15 protein-coding genes are annotated in these 15,424 nt (G+C 41.7%); 7 read left to right on the forward strand and 8 right to left on the reverse strand.

Annotation, left to right across the window (positions count from 1 at the left end; translation table 11 throughout):
• The 5 genes from AAEZ00_RS19630 to hemC form a co-directional block, all read right to left on the reverse strand.
• The coding region (locus tag AAEZ00_RS19630; RefSeq protein WP_351089553.1) for a retention module-containing protein at positions 1-1,307 on the reverse strand (1,307 nt) is incomplete at its 3' end.
• Positions 1,308-1,683: 376 nt separating this feature from the next.
• Positions 1,684-2,853, reverse strand: a complete 1,170-nt coding sequence (locus AAEZ00_RS19635; protein WP_101032988.1) for a heme biosynthesis HemY N-terminal domain-containing protein — start codon at positions 2,851-2,853, stop codon at positions 1,684-1,686.
• Positions 2,850-4,124 (reverse strand): uroporphyrinogen-III C-methyltransferase, encoded by a 1,275-nt coding sequence (locus AAEZ00_RS19640; protein WP_351089555.1) that lies wholly within the window; start codon positions 4,122-4,124, stop codon positions 2,850-2,852. Before AAEZ00_RS19640 ends, AAEZ00_RS19635 begins: the two co-directional genes overlap by 4 nt.
• Positions 4,125-4,209: 85 nt before the next feature.
• Positions 4,210-4,929 carry a uroporphyrinogen-III synthase gene (locus AAEZ00_RS19645; RefSeq protein ID WP_351089557.1) on the reverse strand — a complete coding sequence of 240 codons (720 nt, stop codon included), beginning with the start codon at positions 4,927-4,929 and terminating at the stop codon, positions 4,210-4,212.
• Between the two features lie 25 nt (positions 4,930-4,954).
• Positions 4,955-5,884, reverse strand: a complete 930-nt coding sequence (hemC, locus tag AAEZ00_RS19650) for a hydroxymethylbilane synthase (RefSeq protein ID WP_351089559.1) — start codon at positions 5,882-5,884, stop codon at positions 4,955-4,957.
• A 295-nt stretch (positions 5,885-6,179) separates the two neighbouring features.
• Here hemC and AAEZ00_RS19655 point away from each other — a divergent pair, with 295 nt between their 5' ends.
• Positions 6,180-8,639, forward strand: a complete 2,460-nt coding sequence (locus AAEZ00_RS19655; protein ID WP_351089561.1) for a class I adenylate cyclase — start codon at positions 6,180-6,182, stop codon at positions 8,637-8,639.
• Positions 8,640-8,710: 71 nt separating this feature from the next.
• Here the strand turns inward: AAEZ00_RS19655 and cyaY are convergent, their stop codons facing one another.
• On the reverse strand, positions 8,711-9,046 hold the full coding sequence (gene cyaY, locus AAEZ00_RS19660) for an iron donor protein CyaY (protein ID WP_101032983.1): 336 nt from the start codon (positions 9,044-9,046) through the stop codon (positions 8,711-8,713).
• Between the two features lie 79 nt (positions 9,047-9,125).
• Between cyaY and lptM the strand changes: the two genes are divergently transcribed.
• The 6 genes from lptM to AAEZ00_RS19690 all read left to right on the forward strand — a co-directional run bounded on the left by lptM (position 9,126) and on the right by AAEZ00_RS19690 (position 14,058).
• Positions 9,126-9,308 (forward strand): LPS translocon maturation chaperone LptM, encoded by a 183-nt coding sequence (lptM, locus tag AAEZ00_RS22445; protein WP_502959342.1) that lies wholly within the window; start codon positions 9,126-9,128, stop codon positions 9,306-9,308.
• Positions 9,309-9,328: 20 nt separating this feature from the next.
• Entirely contained in the window at positions 9,329-10,573 is a 1,245-nt protein-coding gene (gene lysA / locus AAEZ00_RS19670; protein ID WP_335688240.1) for a diaminopimelate decarboxylase, read from the forward strand.
• Between the two features lie 40 nt (positions 10,574-10,613).
• Positions 10,614-11,441, forward strand: coding sequence for a diaminopimelate epimerase (gene dapF / locus AAEZ00_RS19675; protein ID WP_101032980.1), 828 nt, complete (start codon positions 10,614-10,616; stop codon positions 11,439-11,441).
• Between the two features lie 107 nt (positions 11,442-11,548).
• Positions 11,549-12,178 (forward strand): DUF484 family protein, encoded by a 630-nt coding sequence (locus AAEZ00_RS19680; protein WP_351089563.1) that lies wholly within the window; start codon positions 11,549-11,551, stop codon positions 12,176-12,178.
• 240 nt (positions 12,179-12,418) lie between these two features.
• A complete protein-coding gene (gene xerC, locus AAEZ00_RS19685; protein WP_351078313.1) occupies positions 12,419-13,318 on the forward strand; it encodes a tyrosine recombinase XerC in 900 nt (299 codons plus the stop codon).
• Entirely contained in the window at positions 13,318-14,058 is a 741-nt protein-coding gene (locus tag AAEZ00_RS19690) for an HAD-IA family hydrolase (RefSeq protein ID WP_335688243.1), read from the forward strand. Before xerC ends, AAEZ00_RS19690 begins: the two co-directional genes overlap by 1 nt.
• 7 nt (positions 14,059-14,065) lie before the next feature.
• On the opposite strand, the gene AAEZ00_RS19695 is transcribed toward AAEZ00_RS19690, so the two are convergent.
• Entirely contained in the window at positions 14,066-14,566 is a 501-nt protein-coding gene (locus tag AAEZ00_RS19695; protein WP_351078310.1) for an AlbA family DNA-binding domain-containing protein, read from the reverse strand.
• Between the two features lie 113 nt (positions 14,567-14,679).
• Positions 14,680-15,192, reverse strand: a complete 513-nt coding sequence (locus tag AAEZ00_RS19700; protein ID WP_335688245.1) for a hemerythrin domain-containing protein — start codon at positions 15,190-15,192, stop codon at positions 14,680-14,682.
• Positions 15,193-15,424 lie beyond the last annotated feature (232 nt).

The raw sequence follows: 15,424 nt of genomic DNA on the forward strand, positions 1-15,424 counted from the left end.
GTGTACGAGCCATCAGCGTTAAGAACTAAAACACCGTCATCCAGAGTCACTTCGGTACCGGCAGAATAAGTCTGGCCGTCAACTTCAAAGCTCACTACGCTTAAATCTGAATCAACATCGCTGTCGTTATCTAATACGTTTCCGGTGGCGGCAGTATCTTCTGCAACGCTATTGCTGTCATTAACAAGTACAGACGCATCATCAACAGGCGTAACTTCAATCGTTAGTGTCGCGGTAACACCAGTATTGGTGGTATAGGTGATGACAGGGACTTGGCCATTCCAATTTTCATTTGGCGTGAACGTGTACGAGCCATCAGCGTTAAGAACTAAAACACCGTCATCCAGAGTCACTTCGGTACCGGCAGAATAAGTCTGGCCGTCAACTTCAAAGCTCACTACGCTTAAATCTGAATCAACATCGCTGTCGTTATCTAATACGTTTCCGGTGGCGGCAGTATCTTCTGCAACGCTATTGCTGTCATTAACAAGTACAGACGCATCATCAACAGGCGTAACTTCAATCGTTAGTGTCGCGGTAATGCCAGTATTGGTGGTATAGGTAATAACCGGAACTTGACCATTCCAATCTTCATTAGGAGCAAAAGTAAAAGAACCATCAGGATTGATAACGAGCACGCCACCTTCAAGCTCGATTTCTGTACCTGCAGGATAGGTTTGACCATCTACTTCAAAACTGACTACGCTTAAATCTGAATCAACATCGCTGTCGTTATCGAGTACATTGCCAGAAGCAACTTGATCTTCGTTAACTGTAATGACGTCATTTAATAAAATCGATGGGGAATCATTTTCAATAACAATTTCTTCTTGAGTCACTGCTGTTGGGGCAGCAGTTTGTCCTGTCGTGTCGTAGCCTGCATTTGCAATTGTCTCGCCAGCATCTCGTGTTACAGCAACATAACCAGAATCACCTTGGTTGACAGTTGGGGTGCCAGCGGCAGTTTCTGGTAAATCTTCAGTTGGGTCTTCGCCAGATGCAATCAATGCCTGTAAGGCTTCTATTTCATCCAAAGATTGTTGATCTGCTGCTTGTCCAACAATCGCATCATTATTAGTATCAGCTGGTGTTATGAGTGATTCATCATTAGGAGTATTAGCACTATTAAAAATAGTACCGTCATCAAAAGTTATAACAAAACCAAGCTCATCACTGCTAGCGACTATTGCGCCTGCCGGAGCTGTCTGACCAAGTTGTAGTTCCTTGGTTTCATTGTTAATAGTTATTGTCACCGAACCTTCTGAAGCAGAAAGTATTCCATTCTTTGATGTAGTCATCGATCCCATTTGAAGCTCCCAACAGCTTTGATACACTTAAGATATTAATAGGTTAATATGCAAAGTATCTGCGTATTAACCTATCAGTATTAACATTAAAATAAATTTAGAAACAATCTACTAAGAATAATATCATTGGTTGCTAAAATAGTCAATTTTTTGACGTTTAATAGATTGTTAACTAAGGTGTTGAATTTGATATATAAAGATATTATTATGATGTCTATTCTAACCATGTTGTACGTTTTAAGTCACGATAAGTTCACTATTTTGGATTAACTCTTCTGTCTATATATCGGCCTAATAAACAAAAAGTTAACAAATTTAACAAAAAAAGCCTGCAAATTGCAGGCTTTAAGTGTGTACCAAATAATAAAATCACTGTTTACATGATATTAGCCGCGTTGCGATAGCTATGGGCCGCAGTAGAGTTTTCACCCAACTGTTCTTGTGCTTGCGCCAACGCGAGCCATGATTGATGAGTGGGTGCTATGCGACATACGTTTTGCCAATGAATTTTGGCTTGTTTAGTGTCACGACTTTGAATGGCAAGTTTTGCTAGGCACATTTGATAGTCAGCATCATTTTCATGAGAGGTTTCTAATCGGCCGAGTAATTTTCGTATATCTTGATCTTGTGCACTAATTAAATCTGGTATTGCCGAAAATAAAGCCGCCGATGGCGAAGCGTTAACTTGTTTATGAATTAACTTTATCGCTTGTTCTTTGTGACCATACTGAATAAGGCCATGAGCATAAGCTAATATTAATTCATCTTGTTTACGTTCTGACTTATTTAACCAATGCCAACATTTATTCAACTCTGCTTCAGAGGTTTTTGCTGCATTCAACATTAAAATATTGTTCGTTTTAGTGTTTAATTGACTCCACTCCGTTTCAGCTAACAATTGGCGCTTTTTCAAAATAGGTAACAGCAACTTTAATGCCTGCCAATCCTGTTGCTGTAGATATAATTCTTGAGCCAGTTTCAACACTGGGGCACTGCTTTTACTTGTGGGGCTGAGTGTATCTAGTATTGCACGGGCTTTAACGAATTCACCCTGCTTGATTAAATAACGAGTACGCGAAGTATATACCGCCGTTTTTGCGATAGGGTGGACCTCTGCTTGAGTTAAATAATGATCCCGCGCGGTGATATCACCTTGATAGTGTGCTGCTCTGGCCGCTGCAAATAAGTTTAATACTGGAATTTCACCTTTTTCAGCACCTTTAGCCATGGCTCGTTCTGCCGCTGGCCAATCTTCTTCTGCCAGTGCTAAAGCGCCGATTAAAGTATGTTTTTTAGCCGCTTTTCTTCGCCATTCTTCTGGAAGATATCGGCTGCTTAGTACGATATTTAATAGAAGGACGATTAACCACTCGAGTAATTGCAGCGCAAAATAAAATACAATTAATCCAATCACTCCTACTACTAAACTGGTTTCGACTTGGTAGTCGCCAATCGCGATATACACGTAACCACTTTGCCCAACAATAAGTGGACTGAGACACAGTCCAATTAAAATGAGCACCACATAAACTAGCGTCTTAATCATTGTGCAGGCTCCTCAGTAGGCATAATCTCACCATAGATAACGAGTTGCTGCAGTAGTGGCGATGCTTGAAATTTATTGAGTGTAATTTTGTCAATCTTAACCTTGGCAAGTTTATCTAAAGACTTAATCGTTGCTTTGGTCTTTGGATCCCTTAAATCAAAGTACTGTTGTAACCACTTGTCTGCTAAAGAAATAGACTGTTGATAATTCACTTGATCAAAACGGTACAATGCTAATTGTGCTTGCAGTAATTTGTTGCGAATGTTTTCGACCAAATACCACTGTTGATCCGGTGACAATAGCGGTTCTAAATCAGTAGTACGTTTACGGATAGTGATGAAGCCATCAGTTAAATCATGCCAAGTACGGGCCAGGTTCTGTTGCCAGTCGTCAATTGAGTCCGTTACTGGAGGGGTATTTTTGGTTGCAGCAAAATTTTCATCAACACGATTTAACGTTAATTGTGTTAAGCCATCGATAAGGATATCTAGGTCAAAAATAGTATTGGTTACGTCTGTGGTTTTTAATGCTTTAACGTTGGTGATGTCATCAGCTAAGGCCTTACGCAGAGATGTTAATGCAGGATCTTTCATGGCGCTGATGCGCTCATCTGCTGACTGTAATAAACCAATTGCAGTTTGTGGATCATTTTCTAACCACAGCTTTCGGCCCGCCATGCGCACTAGGTATTCCGCTTCTGATGCCATCCAATGGTTAGGACTGCGCTGGGCAATAATGGCGACGCGTTCTTGCAATTGTTTAGTTGATTGCTGCAGATCGGCCAACTTCGCATAAGCTTTGGTATCGTTTGACTGTTGTTGATCTAGTGTACCAATGCGCTTATTGGTTGCCATTGTCGTTTGTTGTAATTCATCTTTTAACGATTTATTTTGTGTTACTTGCTCAGTGAGACTTTGTTCCAACTGAGCTTGGTCATTGCCTTGTTGATCAAGCTGCAAATAGAGCCAATAACAAGCTGCGATAGCAATTATTGCCACGATTAAACTGAACAAGACTCCAAGGCGGATCCACCAAGAGCTAGGTTTAGCTTTGCGTCGGCTCTTATTTACAGGAGAATTTACAGGAGAATTCACAGAGGATTTTGCAGAGGGATTAGACTGATTATTATTGGTTTTGCTGTCAGCAGACTGCTGGCTGGTCGCATTGCCTTTTTTGGCCTGTGCCGGATTGTCCGTTGGACTTGGCGCAGGAGACATAACGTTCTCATCCTTGTGTGCTGGCGAGTTTGGATCTTTTTTATTGTTTTCCATGAACAGTCCTTGAAAGCAAAAATATAACCAATAAAAGCAATATTAATAAATGCGTGTCGATGCAACATAACAATACAAGAACAAATTATAAAGCAAGACTCGTTAGTATAGCTTGAGTATTGGCTCCATTTGCATTGGTAATATGGCTCAATCCCATTGCTTTAGCTTGTAACTCGACGCGATTACTGGGGACTATGATATGACATGCACGTAACCATGCAAATAATTCTTTTGGTACAAGCTCGATTAAATTGGATAATATTTCACCACTGGTAATCACAATGGTATCTATCCCAAACGATTTCCAGTGTTGAGTTATCTCTTTGCCGTCAAGTTTTGGTAGCGCGCGTTGGTAGACCTGCCAGTAGCTCACATTGGCGCCACGTAGTTGTAACTGTTCAGCGAGTGTTTCTCGTCCGCCTAAGCCTCGAACAATAATAAATGATTGTTTTTCGACATGCTGTAATTGGGGTTGTGACAATAAACCTTCGCTATCTTGACTGTCTTCTGGCGAGCTAACGGCATGGATATTATATTGGGCTAGGCTATCAGCCGTTGCTTGACCGACAGCAAAATAACGGCAATATGAGGGGAAATTGTTGTGGAGTTTTTTTGCGGCAAAATCGACGGCATTGGTACTAATAAATAATAAATTATCAGTTTGGTCTAGTACGGCGTTAGTAATCGATTCGTTTGTATCAATGATCGCTAAAAGTGGAGTAACAAGATAAGCAACATCTCGACGTGAGAGTTGCTCCTCCATTGCTAGATTGCGCCCGAGTGGGCGCGTTAACAAGACTTTCATCGTCTGTTATCTTGATGACAAAATATTAACGGCCATACACAGCATCTAAAATAGTTTTAGCGCCGCGACTGATTAAATCTTCTGCAAGAGATTTACCAAGAGCTATACCATCCTGCTTAGCGCCCGATACTGTGCCATGGACTATTTGGCTACCATCAGGATTACCGACTAAACCTCGTAAGGTTAAGGTATCACCGTTAATTTCAGCAAAAGCACCAATAGGGACTTGGCATCCGCCTTCTAAACGGGAATTCATTGCTCTTTCAGCAAGCACTCTATAACGGGTTTCTAAATGTTCAAGTGGCGCTAATAATGCCTTAACGCGCTCATCATCGGTACGGCACTCAATACCCACCGCACCTTGGCCATTAGCTGGAAGTGACTCTTCGGCAGAGATAAAACCTGCAATACGGTCATTCAATTTTAAGCGTATTAATCCTGCAGCTGCCAAGATAATGGCTGCGTAATCACCGCTGTCGAGCTTGGCTAAACGGGTGCCAACATTACCGCGTAAATCTTTGATCACTAAATCAGGGCGAGCGGCTCTAATTTGGCACTGTCGGCGTAAACTTGATGTGCCTACCACCGCGCCCTGAGGCAATTCGCTGATAGATTTATAATTATTTGATACAAAAGCATCGCGTGGATCTTCACGTTCGCAAATAACTTGAAGCCCTAACCCTTCTGGAAAGTCTACCGGCAAGTCTTTCATTGAATGCACTGCAATATCGGCACGATGCTCAAGCATGGCAACTTCAAGCTCTTTGACAAACAGTCCTTTGCCACCGATTTTAGCCAACGGAGTATCTAAAATGACATCACCTTTGGTGCTCATTGGCAATAGTTCAACGGTTAATCCAGTGTGAATGCGTTCAAGTTCAGCTTTGACAAATTCAGCTTGCCACATTGCCAGTGGACTTTTACGTGTTGCGATACGAATTATATTTTCAGACATTGTAGTAGATCCATCAGATAGCCTCATTGAGGTAATGCTATCATTGCTCAAGCGATGATGTAACAAATCGATGGCAATTGTTTGAAGTCTGTAGAGCTTATTCTGGGCCTAGATCCTCGATTAACTTCTGGCGAAACTAAAAAAGTGCTACCATTGTCACTGTTTTGGCGAAAACATGAGGTTAGTTGGTTTTATTGGTGGTAATTGTAATAATAAATTAGTTTCTTATAATTATTTGTTATTAACGGTTTGTTTTTAAGCGTTTGTATTAGCCAAAGTATAAAGGATGTGAGTCTTGACCGATAAAACGGCATATTATCAAAAGGATCTAGCTGAGAAACTAAATAGCATCAGATTGACTAGAGTGCTTAATGTGTTGCCTGATTTACAGCAACATTTATTTCATCTCATCCCATTTTTAATTCAATATAATCAAATAGATGTTTCTGACATTATTGATCCTAAGACGCCGTGTGGAATACACAATTTTATATTGTCAGACGCGATGATTTCAGCATGTGATGCCTTGAGTTTACCTATTTCGGAGGCTATTGATTCAAGTGCTACGGCTTTTGAAGGCATATATGCCATGGGTAGCACTGCCAGTTTTGGACAAAACCCGCAAAGTGATATAGATATCTGGTTGGTTTACAACAGTAATCTTACCCAAGACCAGCTTAACTTAATCGAATATAAGAACAAACTCATTACTGACTGGTTTGCCGGTTTTGAGTTTGAAGTTAACTTTTATCTTGTGCATCCCATGCAATTTAGAGAATGCAGCGCATTTGATAATTGCCAGTCAGTAGGCATAGAACACAGTGGTAGTAGCCAACATTGGCTATTGTTAGAAGAGTTTTACCGCTCTCACATTCGACTCGCAGGCAAAGTTGTCGCTTGGTGGCCCGATGCAGATAGTCAAGATACTGAATCTGATCCTAACTTACTGTATCTTGGCGATATCAACTCTCTGCCAGCAGCAGAGTATTTTGGCGCCTCATTATGGCAGCTTTATAAGGGCTTAAATAACCCCCATAAAGCCTTGTTAAAAGTATTATTACTGGAAACATATGCTTCGGAATATCCCCATACCACGCTAATAAGCCAACAAATTTGGCAATATTGTCAACAACAAGATTTTAGTGTTGAAAATGATGCCTATTTACTGCTTTATCAACGTATTGAAGCCTACTTGATTGCTCAGGGAGATAGTAATCGTTTAGAAATTGTCAGACGTTGTTTTTACTTAAAGTCTGGTGTCACGTTATCGTGTTTATCACCTCATAGTGCGATAGACTGGCGGGTTGAAAAAATTAACAGTCTGGTTAAGCAATGGGCATGGAGCCATGAGCTAGTTACCACATTGGATAATAGCCCTTATTGGCATGCCGGCCAGTTAAAATGGTTCAATCAGCAGCTCAGTGAACTTTTATTAGTCAGTTACAAAAATCTATTAAAGTTTGCCTCGAAACAAACGCTAAGTGAACGTATGCGGGTTGAAGAACTCGGCTTGTTGGCGCGTAAATTACACACTTATTTTAGTGATGATGACCATTTGTTACAGCCTCTGAATCGTTTATGGAGTTTATCGACCGCGGAAAAGTCGTTGACGATCCGCCATTGTTTAAAGACATCACGATTTTATTTATATCGCCAACCTTATGACGAGCTGGCTCAGTTTCAAGTCGATACTCGTTATCAACAAAACGCTTTCGATAATCATGCGATACACGATGCTGACAATATATGCAGCCTAGTTGCGTGGTCAGTGATGAATGGACTGGCAACTTCAGAGACTCATTGGTTTCAAGTGGGGCGCAATAAAATGCGCGCTGACAAGCTAGGTTACCTTTCGCGTAAATTGATCCCTATCATGCATCATGTGCCCACGGTGTCTAAGCGCGATTTATGTGAGCCATGGTTTTATCAAAAAATTGTGTTTATTGCGAATATGGATGGTGATCCGACGACTCAATGGTATGGACCAGAATCGATGCTGGATCATGCAAATGCCACTGTTTTATCGCTAGGTCAAACTAAACAGAATATGTTGTCATCAGTTGCAATCGTGTGCTTAGACAGTTGGGGTGAATGGCAATGTCATCGTTTTAACGGTCACACCGCATTACTTGAAGCGATTTCATTTATTATATTGGGATTAAAGCGTTCGAATGAACAAGTTGATTTATCGATTATTAGTTGCTCCGCCAAGTTAAAGCAACAGATTTTCAATCAGCTCAAAACACTGCTGTTACGTTGTTATGGTTTAATGAAGAAGGCGGATCAGACGAATACATTGATGCATTCAATAACGATTGGTGATCAACGATACCGTCTGTATTTTAATTCCTTAGGGATGATGTATCGTAAACGTGACTTGATGGCTCATAAAAAGAGTGATGAAACTTATGTGTTGCCGCGGCCTGATTTAGCGGATGATCCTCATTCGAGTGCGCCATCGGTGATCTACCAATATACAGTGATGGGTGCGAAACAGTACTTTTTACATAAACGTAATCAAATGCTGGATGTGTATATCGCGGATGAAATTAATCAGCTTGAGCATTTACAATATCAACATACTAACATCAATGATTTTGTTGCCCAAGAAAGTCACTTATACGTATTTGACGAGAAAAAACAACGACATCCTGTTTTTAATATGCCGCAGTTTTTCCAACTTGTACGCATAGAAGGTGAATTAACCGTTATGCCCTTTGGTTTGTCAAAAGATGAGATGGGCTCAGCATTTTAAGCATAAGCCCAATCTCAATCACTATTTAATAACTCACTCAATCTCTATCACAAACTCAAACACTGGGACATTTATGGGTTTATCTTGAGCACAATACCGCTTTGCTTGTTAATTGCGTCAATCACGAAAGGCATAAATTCCAATCCATTACGGGTATCTAACCATTTTTCGTCATTATAATTAAAGTGATAGCCACCAGATTTCGTGGCTAGCCAAATTTCATGAAGCGGTTCTTGTTTATTGATGACGATTTGCGAACCATCTTCAAAAGCCAGCTGCAAAACATTGCCGCTTGCATTGATATCGACATCGGCATCTTGCTCGTCAATTGCTTTTTCTACCGCGTTTTCTATCTCGGCAAACATTTCATCGGCTAATCGATGAAATTCAGTATCTGTAATAGCCATGTATTTCTATCCTTTGCTTTCTGCGTTATGAATGCGATTATAAGTCCATTATTAACTAGATGCACAGATGTTGAGAAAAATGAGACTGCTTTTATTTATTATGCTTGCTAGCCTATTCGTAACCGCATGTGGTCAAAAAGGGGTTTTGTACAAAACACCTGAGCCAGTGGTCAATAAAGTCGCCCCAAAATCTGCCAGCACAGATGTGCTAAAGCAAACAGAGGAACTCGACTCTCCATCCTCAATTTCACAACAAGAATAGCATTTATAAGGGACCGTATTTTGGATTACTTTTCTTATCAAAATAATTCACTATTCGCAGAAGACTGCGATGTAGCTAAATTGGCCAAGATTCACGGCACGCCGCTGTACATATATTCTCGTGCCACGTTAGAGCGTCATTGGCATGCCTTTAATAATGCCGTTGCTGATCATCCTCATCTTATTTGCTATGCAGTGAAAGCCAATTCAAATCTTGCGGTATTAAATGTATTGGCCCGTTTAGGCAGTGGTTTTGATATTGTCTCTGGCGGTGAGCTCTCGCGTGTACTGCAAGCGGGCGGCGATCCTAACAAAGTGGTTTTTTCTGGTGTGGGCAAAACCGTTGCCGAAATGGAGCAAGCTCTCAACATCGGAATTTACTGTTTTAATGTTGAGTCGAGTGCCGAACTTGAACAGCTGAATGATGTTGCCGGGCGCTTAGGTAAAGTGGCACCTGTTTCGTTGCGGATTAATCCTGATGTTGATGCCGGTACTCATCCTTATATTTCGACAGGTCTTAAAGAAAATAAATTTGGCATCGCAATGGATGAAGCCGAAGTGGTTTTTGCCCGTGCGGCTCAATTAGCTCATTTACATGTTAAAGGGGTTGATTGTCATATTGGTTCTCAGCTCACTGAAATAAAACCTTTCTTAGATGCGATGGATCGCATGCTTGCGTTGATAGACCGTTTAGGTGAGCTAGGTATTGAGATAAAACATTTTGATGTAGGTGGCGGCTTAGGCGTGACTTATAACGCTGAAACCCCGCCACATCCCGATGCTTATGCTGCAGCATTACTTGAACGATTAAATGGACGTAAGTTAACGTTAATTTTTGAACCGGGTCGTGCGATTGCGGCTAACGCAGGTATTTTCGTCACTCAAGTGCTTTATCTAAAAGAAAATAGCGATAAGCGTTTTGCGATTGTCGATGGGGCAATGAATGATCTTATTCGTCCATCACTTTACAGCGCATGGCAAAATATTATTCCGGTACAACAAAATGATGCGCCAACGTTTGCTTATGATATCGTAGGCCCAGTGTGTGAGACCGGTGACTTTTTGGGTAAAGACAGGCAGTTAGCGGTAAAAGCGGGTGACTTCTTAGCGGTTCGTTCTAGTGGCGCTTATGGTTTTGCGATGGCCTCAAATTATAATTCTCGCCCAAGAGTCGCTGAAATTATGGTTGATGGTGGTGATGATTTTGTTGTTCGTCAGCGCGAAACGCTACAACAACTTTGGCAAGGCGAACATTTATTGCCATAGGCAGTAAGCTAGCGGCATAACGTTTTATAAGGAAACTTTTGTGATCCATTTCACTAAGATGCACGGACTGGGTAATGACTTTATGGTTGTTGATGGCGTAACACAAAATGTGTTTTTTTCGCCTGAGCAAATTCGCCGTCTTGCAGATCGCAATTTTGGGATTGGTTTTGATCAACTACTGTTGGTCGAGCCGCCCTATGATCCTGATTTAGATTTTCATTATCGCATCTTTAATGCCGATGGCAGTGAAGTTGAACAGTGTGGCAACGGTGCTCGCTGTTTTGCTCGTTTTGTTCGAAATAAAGGCTTAACCCAAAAAAATAAAATTCGCGTGAGTACTAATTCAGGCAAAATCACTTTACGGATTGAGCGTGATGGTAACGTGACAGTCAATATGGGCGTACCTGTTATCGAGCCAAGCCAAATTCCGTTTAAAGCCAAAAAAAGCGAAAAAACATACTTACTACAAACCTCAATGCAAACTTACTTATGTGGCGCTATTTCAATTGGTAATCCACACTGTGTCATCGACGTCGAAGATGTGCAAACCGTGGCCGTTGATGAAATTGGTAGTATGTTAACCCGTCATGAGCGCTTTCCTAAAGGCGTGAATGTGGGCTTTATGCAAGTCATTACCCCTGGACATATTAAATTACGGGTATATGAGCGTGGTGTGGCAGAGACGTTAGCTTGTGGTACAGGAGCCTGTGCCGCTGCAGCGGTTGGGCAATTACAAGGTAAGCTTGATAAGCAGGTGAGAGTTGACTTACCTGGTGGTAGTTTAGTGATCAATTGGGACGGTGAGGGTAAACCTCTGTGGATGACTGGACCGGCTGAACACGTATATGACGGACAAATACAATTATGAGTGACATTACCACTGAAGCCAGTTTAACCAATGAGGCCACTGACGATACTGTTAGCAGCGCTCAAGCAAAAGATATTAATTCAATTGGCCAAGATCTTGGTGCCGATATGATGGTGAGTATGCAGCAAGCGCCGTTTGATGACATGTTGATCCGCGAATACTTATTGGATAATCCTGACTTTTTTAATCGCTATCCTGAGCTGTTAGTCGCCATGCGTATACCGCATACTGAACGCGGCGCGGTATCATTAGTTGAACGCCGCCAAGAGCTATTGCGTCAACGAGTGGGTCAGCTCGAAGAAGAAATTACTTCGCTAATGAATATTGCGACTCATAACGAGAGAATATTTAAATTTAATACTGAGTTATCGTTTAAAATGCTTGCGAGCCAAGACTTGGGTGAGCTGCGCCTAGTGCTGTCAGAGGGGTTAAAAACCGAGTTTGGCTTTAGTCATGTCAGGTTGATTACTGTGCACGATATCGACAGTGAATTAGCTAAGATTTGGCGTCATCGAGTCCAAAACGGTTATTACTTTGGCCGGTTAACCCAGTCAGAATCTAAACGTTTGTTTGGTAGCGAAGTCGGCTCTGTGGCATTAACTAAATTATCTGATGAAAATGGCCAGGTGATATTTGCCATCGCAAGTAAAAATCCAACCCATTTTCATCCCGACATGGATTCGTTGTTATTTAGCCAATTGCGTCGTTTGCTGGACCATATGTTGCCGCAACTGTAATCGTTAATGCCAAGTGTATTGTTTAGGATACACGGATTAGGTCAATCGTTTGTAACCACTTAGTAGCCATTCTAATTTGAGATGTTGGTATCAAAATGTAATCTAAATGCTCAGTACTAAGTCATTTATGCTTAGTTCAAGGCAAAAAAGCGTAGTTTAGTGTGTTAAACGAGCATTTTTCAACAATGAAATAGGCTTAAATGGCGACGGCCTGAGTCGTTACAATCTGGGAGTACCTTGATGAAGCCAACAGACTGGCAAACGATATTTAGCCAACATTTGACCTCAGAAAGACAGCTTTCAGCCTATACCGTGCGTAACTATATGTTTGAACTGCGTCGAGTTGAAGCCATCTTAACGGAACCAACCAACCTCATAGATGCCACTCGTGAACAACTGCAATCTGTACTGGCAAGGTTACATCGTAAAGGATTGAGTCCTCGATCCTTGTCTTTGTGTTTGTCTGCCTTAAAACAGTTTTTTGATTTTTTATTGCGCGAAGGTGCCGTAACGGTAAACCCAGCACAGACATTAAGTGCGCCAAAACAAAATAAACCCTTACCAAAAAATATGGATGTGGATGCCGTTAGTCATTTATTGTCCATAGCGGGCGATGATCCTTTGAGTTTGCGTGACAAAGCCATTATGGAATTATTTTATTCAAGTGGCTTACGTTTAGCCGAGCTAGCCAGCTTAGATCGCGCTGACATCAAGTTTGATCAACGTGAAGTTAAAGTCATGGGTAAGGGCAGTAAACAGCGTGTTGTGCCTATTGGTAAGCTAGCCTTACAGGCATTGACCGCTTGGCTGAATTGCCGTAATCAACTACCTTGCGCTGAAGTCGGAGAGGCGTTATTTGTCAGCAGTCAAGGCAAACGATTGTCTCATCGTAGTATTCAAGCGCGTATGGCTAAGTGGGGACAAGAGCAAGCCATGGCGGTCAAAGTTCATCCGCATAAGTTGCGCCATTCGTTTGCAACCCATATGCTTGAATCAAGCCAAGATTTACGTGCCGTACAAGAATTACTCGGTCATGCTAACTTATCGACGACACAAATTTATACCAGTTTAGACTTTCAACACCTTGCCAAAGTGTACGATAACGCGCATCCAAGAGCGAAAAAAGACAGGGGGAAATAATGATATCGCCATTGCCTAAAGCTTCAATAATCCAATATCAGCGTCTACAAACGTTTAGCGCGATTAGTTTTGACTTAGACGACACGCTGTACAATAACCTTCCTTATGTAATGCATGCCAGTGAGCAACTGTTTTGGTTCATTAATCAAACCTATCCCGCTACAACAGCATGGAATGTCGATCAATGGCAGCAACTCAAACATGCGCTGTTTACGCTACACCCAGAGTTAGCTCATGATACCAGTGCCGCCCGCTATGCCATGTTGCACCAAGGTCTTTTACACTTTAATTATAGCGAAGTTGAAGCCAGTAAAGGGGCACAAGATGGGATGACCTGTTTTCATCATCATCGTAGTAATTTTACCATTGATAATAATGTGATGCAGCTGCTAGAACGTCTCAGTCAACGCTACCGACTTATCGGTATCACCAATGGTAATGTCGACACCCAACGTATTGGGTTAGATAAGGTGATGCAATTTGTATTACACCCAGGTCATGGTGTTAAAATGAAACCTGCAGCCGACATGTTTACCCTCGCTTGCCGCCAGTTAGATATTAGGCCGTCGGCGTTATTGCATGTGGGCGATCATCCGCTGTCCGATATTGCTGGGGCGAAAATGGCGGGCTGCCAAAGTGTCTGGTTAAATCCATGTATGCAGCAACGGCATAAAAAAGCACAACCGGTATTACCGCATATTGAAATCAACCAATTGGATTTACTGCTCGAGTTACTTTAGCGCGGATTTAGCCTTTTAGGTCGATACCTGCTTTAAGGCTCATTTGTTCCACTTGCTCGCGGCTAGCATGCATATCAGCATCACCTACACGAAAGTAGGTGCCGCTATAAGGATCGGTGCCGACGTAGATAGGTCTTATTTTTACGTCGACGCAGGGTACATGGATGCGAATAAGCTTTTTAGACATGATTTCGATAATTTGCACATCAGTCGGCGCTAAAATATTGTGACTGATTTTTTTCGGATTTTGTAAAATTGTCCAAATTTCACTGAGCATCGGCATCGGATTAACAATCCCTTCAATCGTAAAATCACCATGCTGTTCTTTTACGCCTAAAATAATTTCACCGCCTAAGGTATTGGCAAAAGCGCTGTAACTTTCCCACATGCCTTCGGGCAAAGTACCCTTGCCGTCTCGTCCACCCGCTAACTTAAACTCTACTTGGGCAGACTCATGTAAATTGGCGATGTCGTCTAGGGCAAATGTTGGGTAATGATGAGGGGACATACTGACTCCATAATATTGCTGGCAATGTTACTGTATGAAGTTTCGCTAAAAAAAGGAAGCAAATCCGCTTGGGTTAAGTCGGCGTTGCTTCTCAAGAAGGGGATTTGAGCAAATTATAGCGCTAATGTTTTGGGGAACAATAGGGTGTTTTCAACATCAATATGAGTTTGTAAGTCGGCATCAAATTCAGCCAAGGTGCGATAACATGCTTGCCATGTGTGGCAAACGCCTGCAGGAATAGTGTAGTCATTGGTTAAGCGTCGAATAGTATGAAGCATGAGGTCGGCATTATCATGCTCGTGCAACATCATGTTAATCGGGTTGCCAATATGGCCAAAACAGCCATTGACAGGCTGACCTAAGCTGAGGGATTTAATCGCTGGAAACAGGATCTGTTCTTCTTTCATCAAGTGGGGCATTAATTCATCAATTAACTCGCGTACACATTGCGCCAATGGTTTGATCTCATCATGATCATCACCATGAGCACGAAGCATTTTTTCGGTGTACTCAATCAATAATGGCGCTGTTTCACGGATATACCTATGGTGAGTCGCTTCAATATGATCGATTAAATCAACCAGCGATAATAGTGATAACTGTTCAGTTGTTTGCGGTGTTGACATGAGCCACTCCAAAGATGCACATAATTTACATGTATATTATGTGCATCTTTGAATGGCTTCAATTTACTCGCAATGGTTTTGTTAGCTGGTTCACATATTCGGTGCCAATTTATATATTATTGAGTAGACGATTCAGCGCTATTTAATCTGGTTGCACTAGGGGCTGTTGATCTTTCACATTGGCAGCCAAATTATAGAGCAAGCTAGAGCCAGCAGGCTTTCAAAATTAATT

It is taken from the genome of Shewanella sp. S1-49-MNA-CIBAN-0167 (assembly GCF_040310145.1).
In the GTDB taxonomy this organism is placed as follows: Bacteria; Pseudomonadota; Gammaproteobacteria; order Enterobacterales; family Shewanellaceae; genus Shewanella; species Shewanella psychromarinicola.

Excerpts from the sequence above, each read along its gene's own strand:
- AAEZ00_RS19635 (WP_101032988.1), bottom strand. The coding sequence starts at position 2,853 with ATGATTAAGACGCTAGTTTATGTGGTGCTCATTTTAATTGGACTGTGT.
- AAEZ00_RS19640 (WP_351089555.1), bottom strand. The coding sequence starts at position 4,124 with ATGGAAAACAATAAAAAAGATCCAAACTCGCCAGCACACAAGGATGAG.
- AAEZ00_RS19645 (WP_351089557.1), bottom strand. The coding sequence starts at position 4,929 with ATGAAAGTCTTGTTAACGCGCCCACTCGGGCGCAATCTAGCAATGGAG.
- hemC (WP_351089559.1), bottom strand. The coding sequence starts at position 5,884 with ATGTCTGAAAATATAATTCGTATCGCAACACGTAAAAGTCCACTGGCA.
- cyaY (WP_101032983.1), bottom strand. The coding sequence starts at position 9,046 with ATGGCTATTACAGATACTGAATTTCATCGATTAGCCGATGAAATGTTT.
- lptM (WP_502959342.1), top strand. The coding sequence starts at position 9,126 with ATGAGACTGCTTTTATTTATTATGCTTGCTAGCCTATTCGTAACCGCA.
- AAEZ00_RS19680 (WP_351089563.1), top strand. The coding sequence starts at position 11,549 with ATGATGGTGAGTATGCAGCAAGCGCCGTTTGATGACATGTTGATCCGC.
- xerC (WP_351078313.1), top strand. The coding sequence starts at position 12,419 with ATGAAGCCAACAGACTGGCAAACGATATTTAGCCAACATTTGACCTCA.
- AAEZ00_RS19690 (WP_335688243.1), top strand. The coding sequence starts at position 13,318 with ATGATATCGCCATTGCCTAAAGCTTCAATAATCCAATATCAGCGTCTA.
- AAEZ00_RS19695 (WP_351078310.1), bottom strand. The coding sequence starts at position 14,566 with ATGTCCCCTCATCATTACCCAACATTTGCCCTAGACGACATCGCCAAT.
- AAEZ00_RS19700 (WP_335688245.1), bottom strand. The coding sequence starts at position 15,192 with ATGTCAACACCGCAAACAACTGAACAGTTATCACTATTATCGCTGGTT.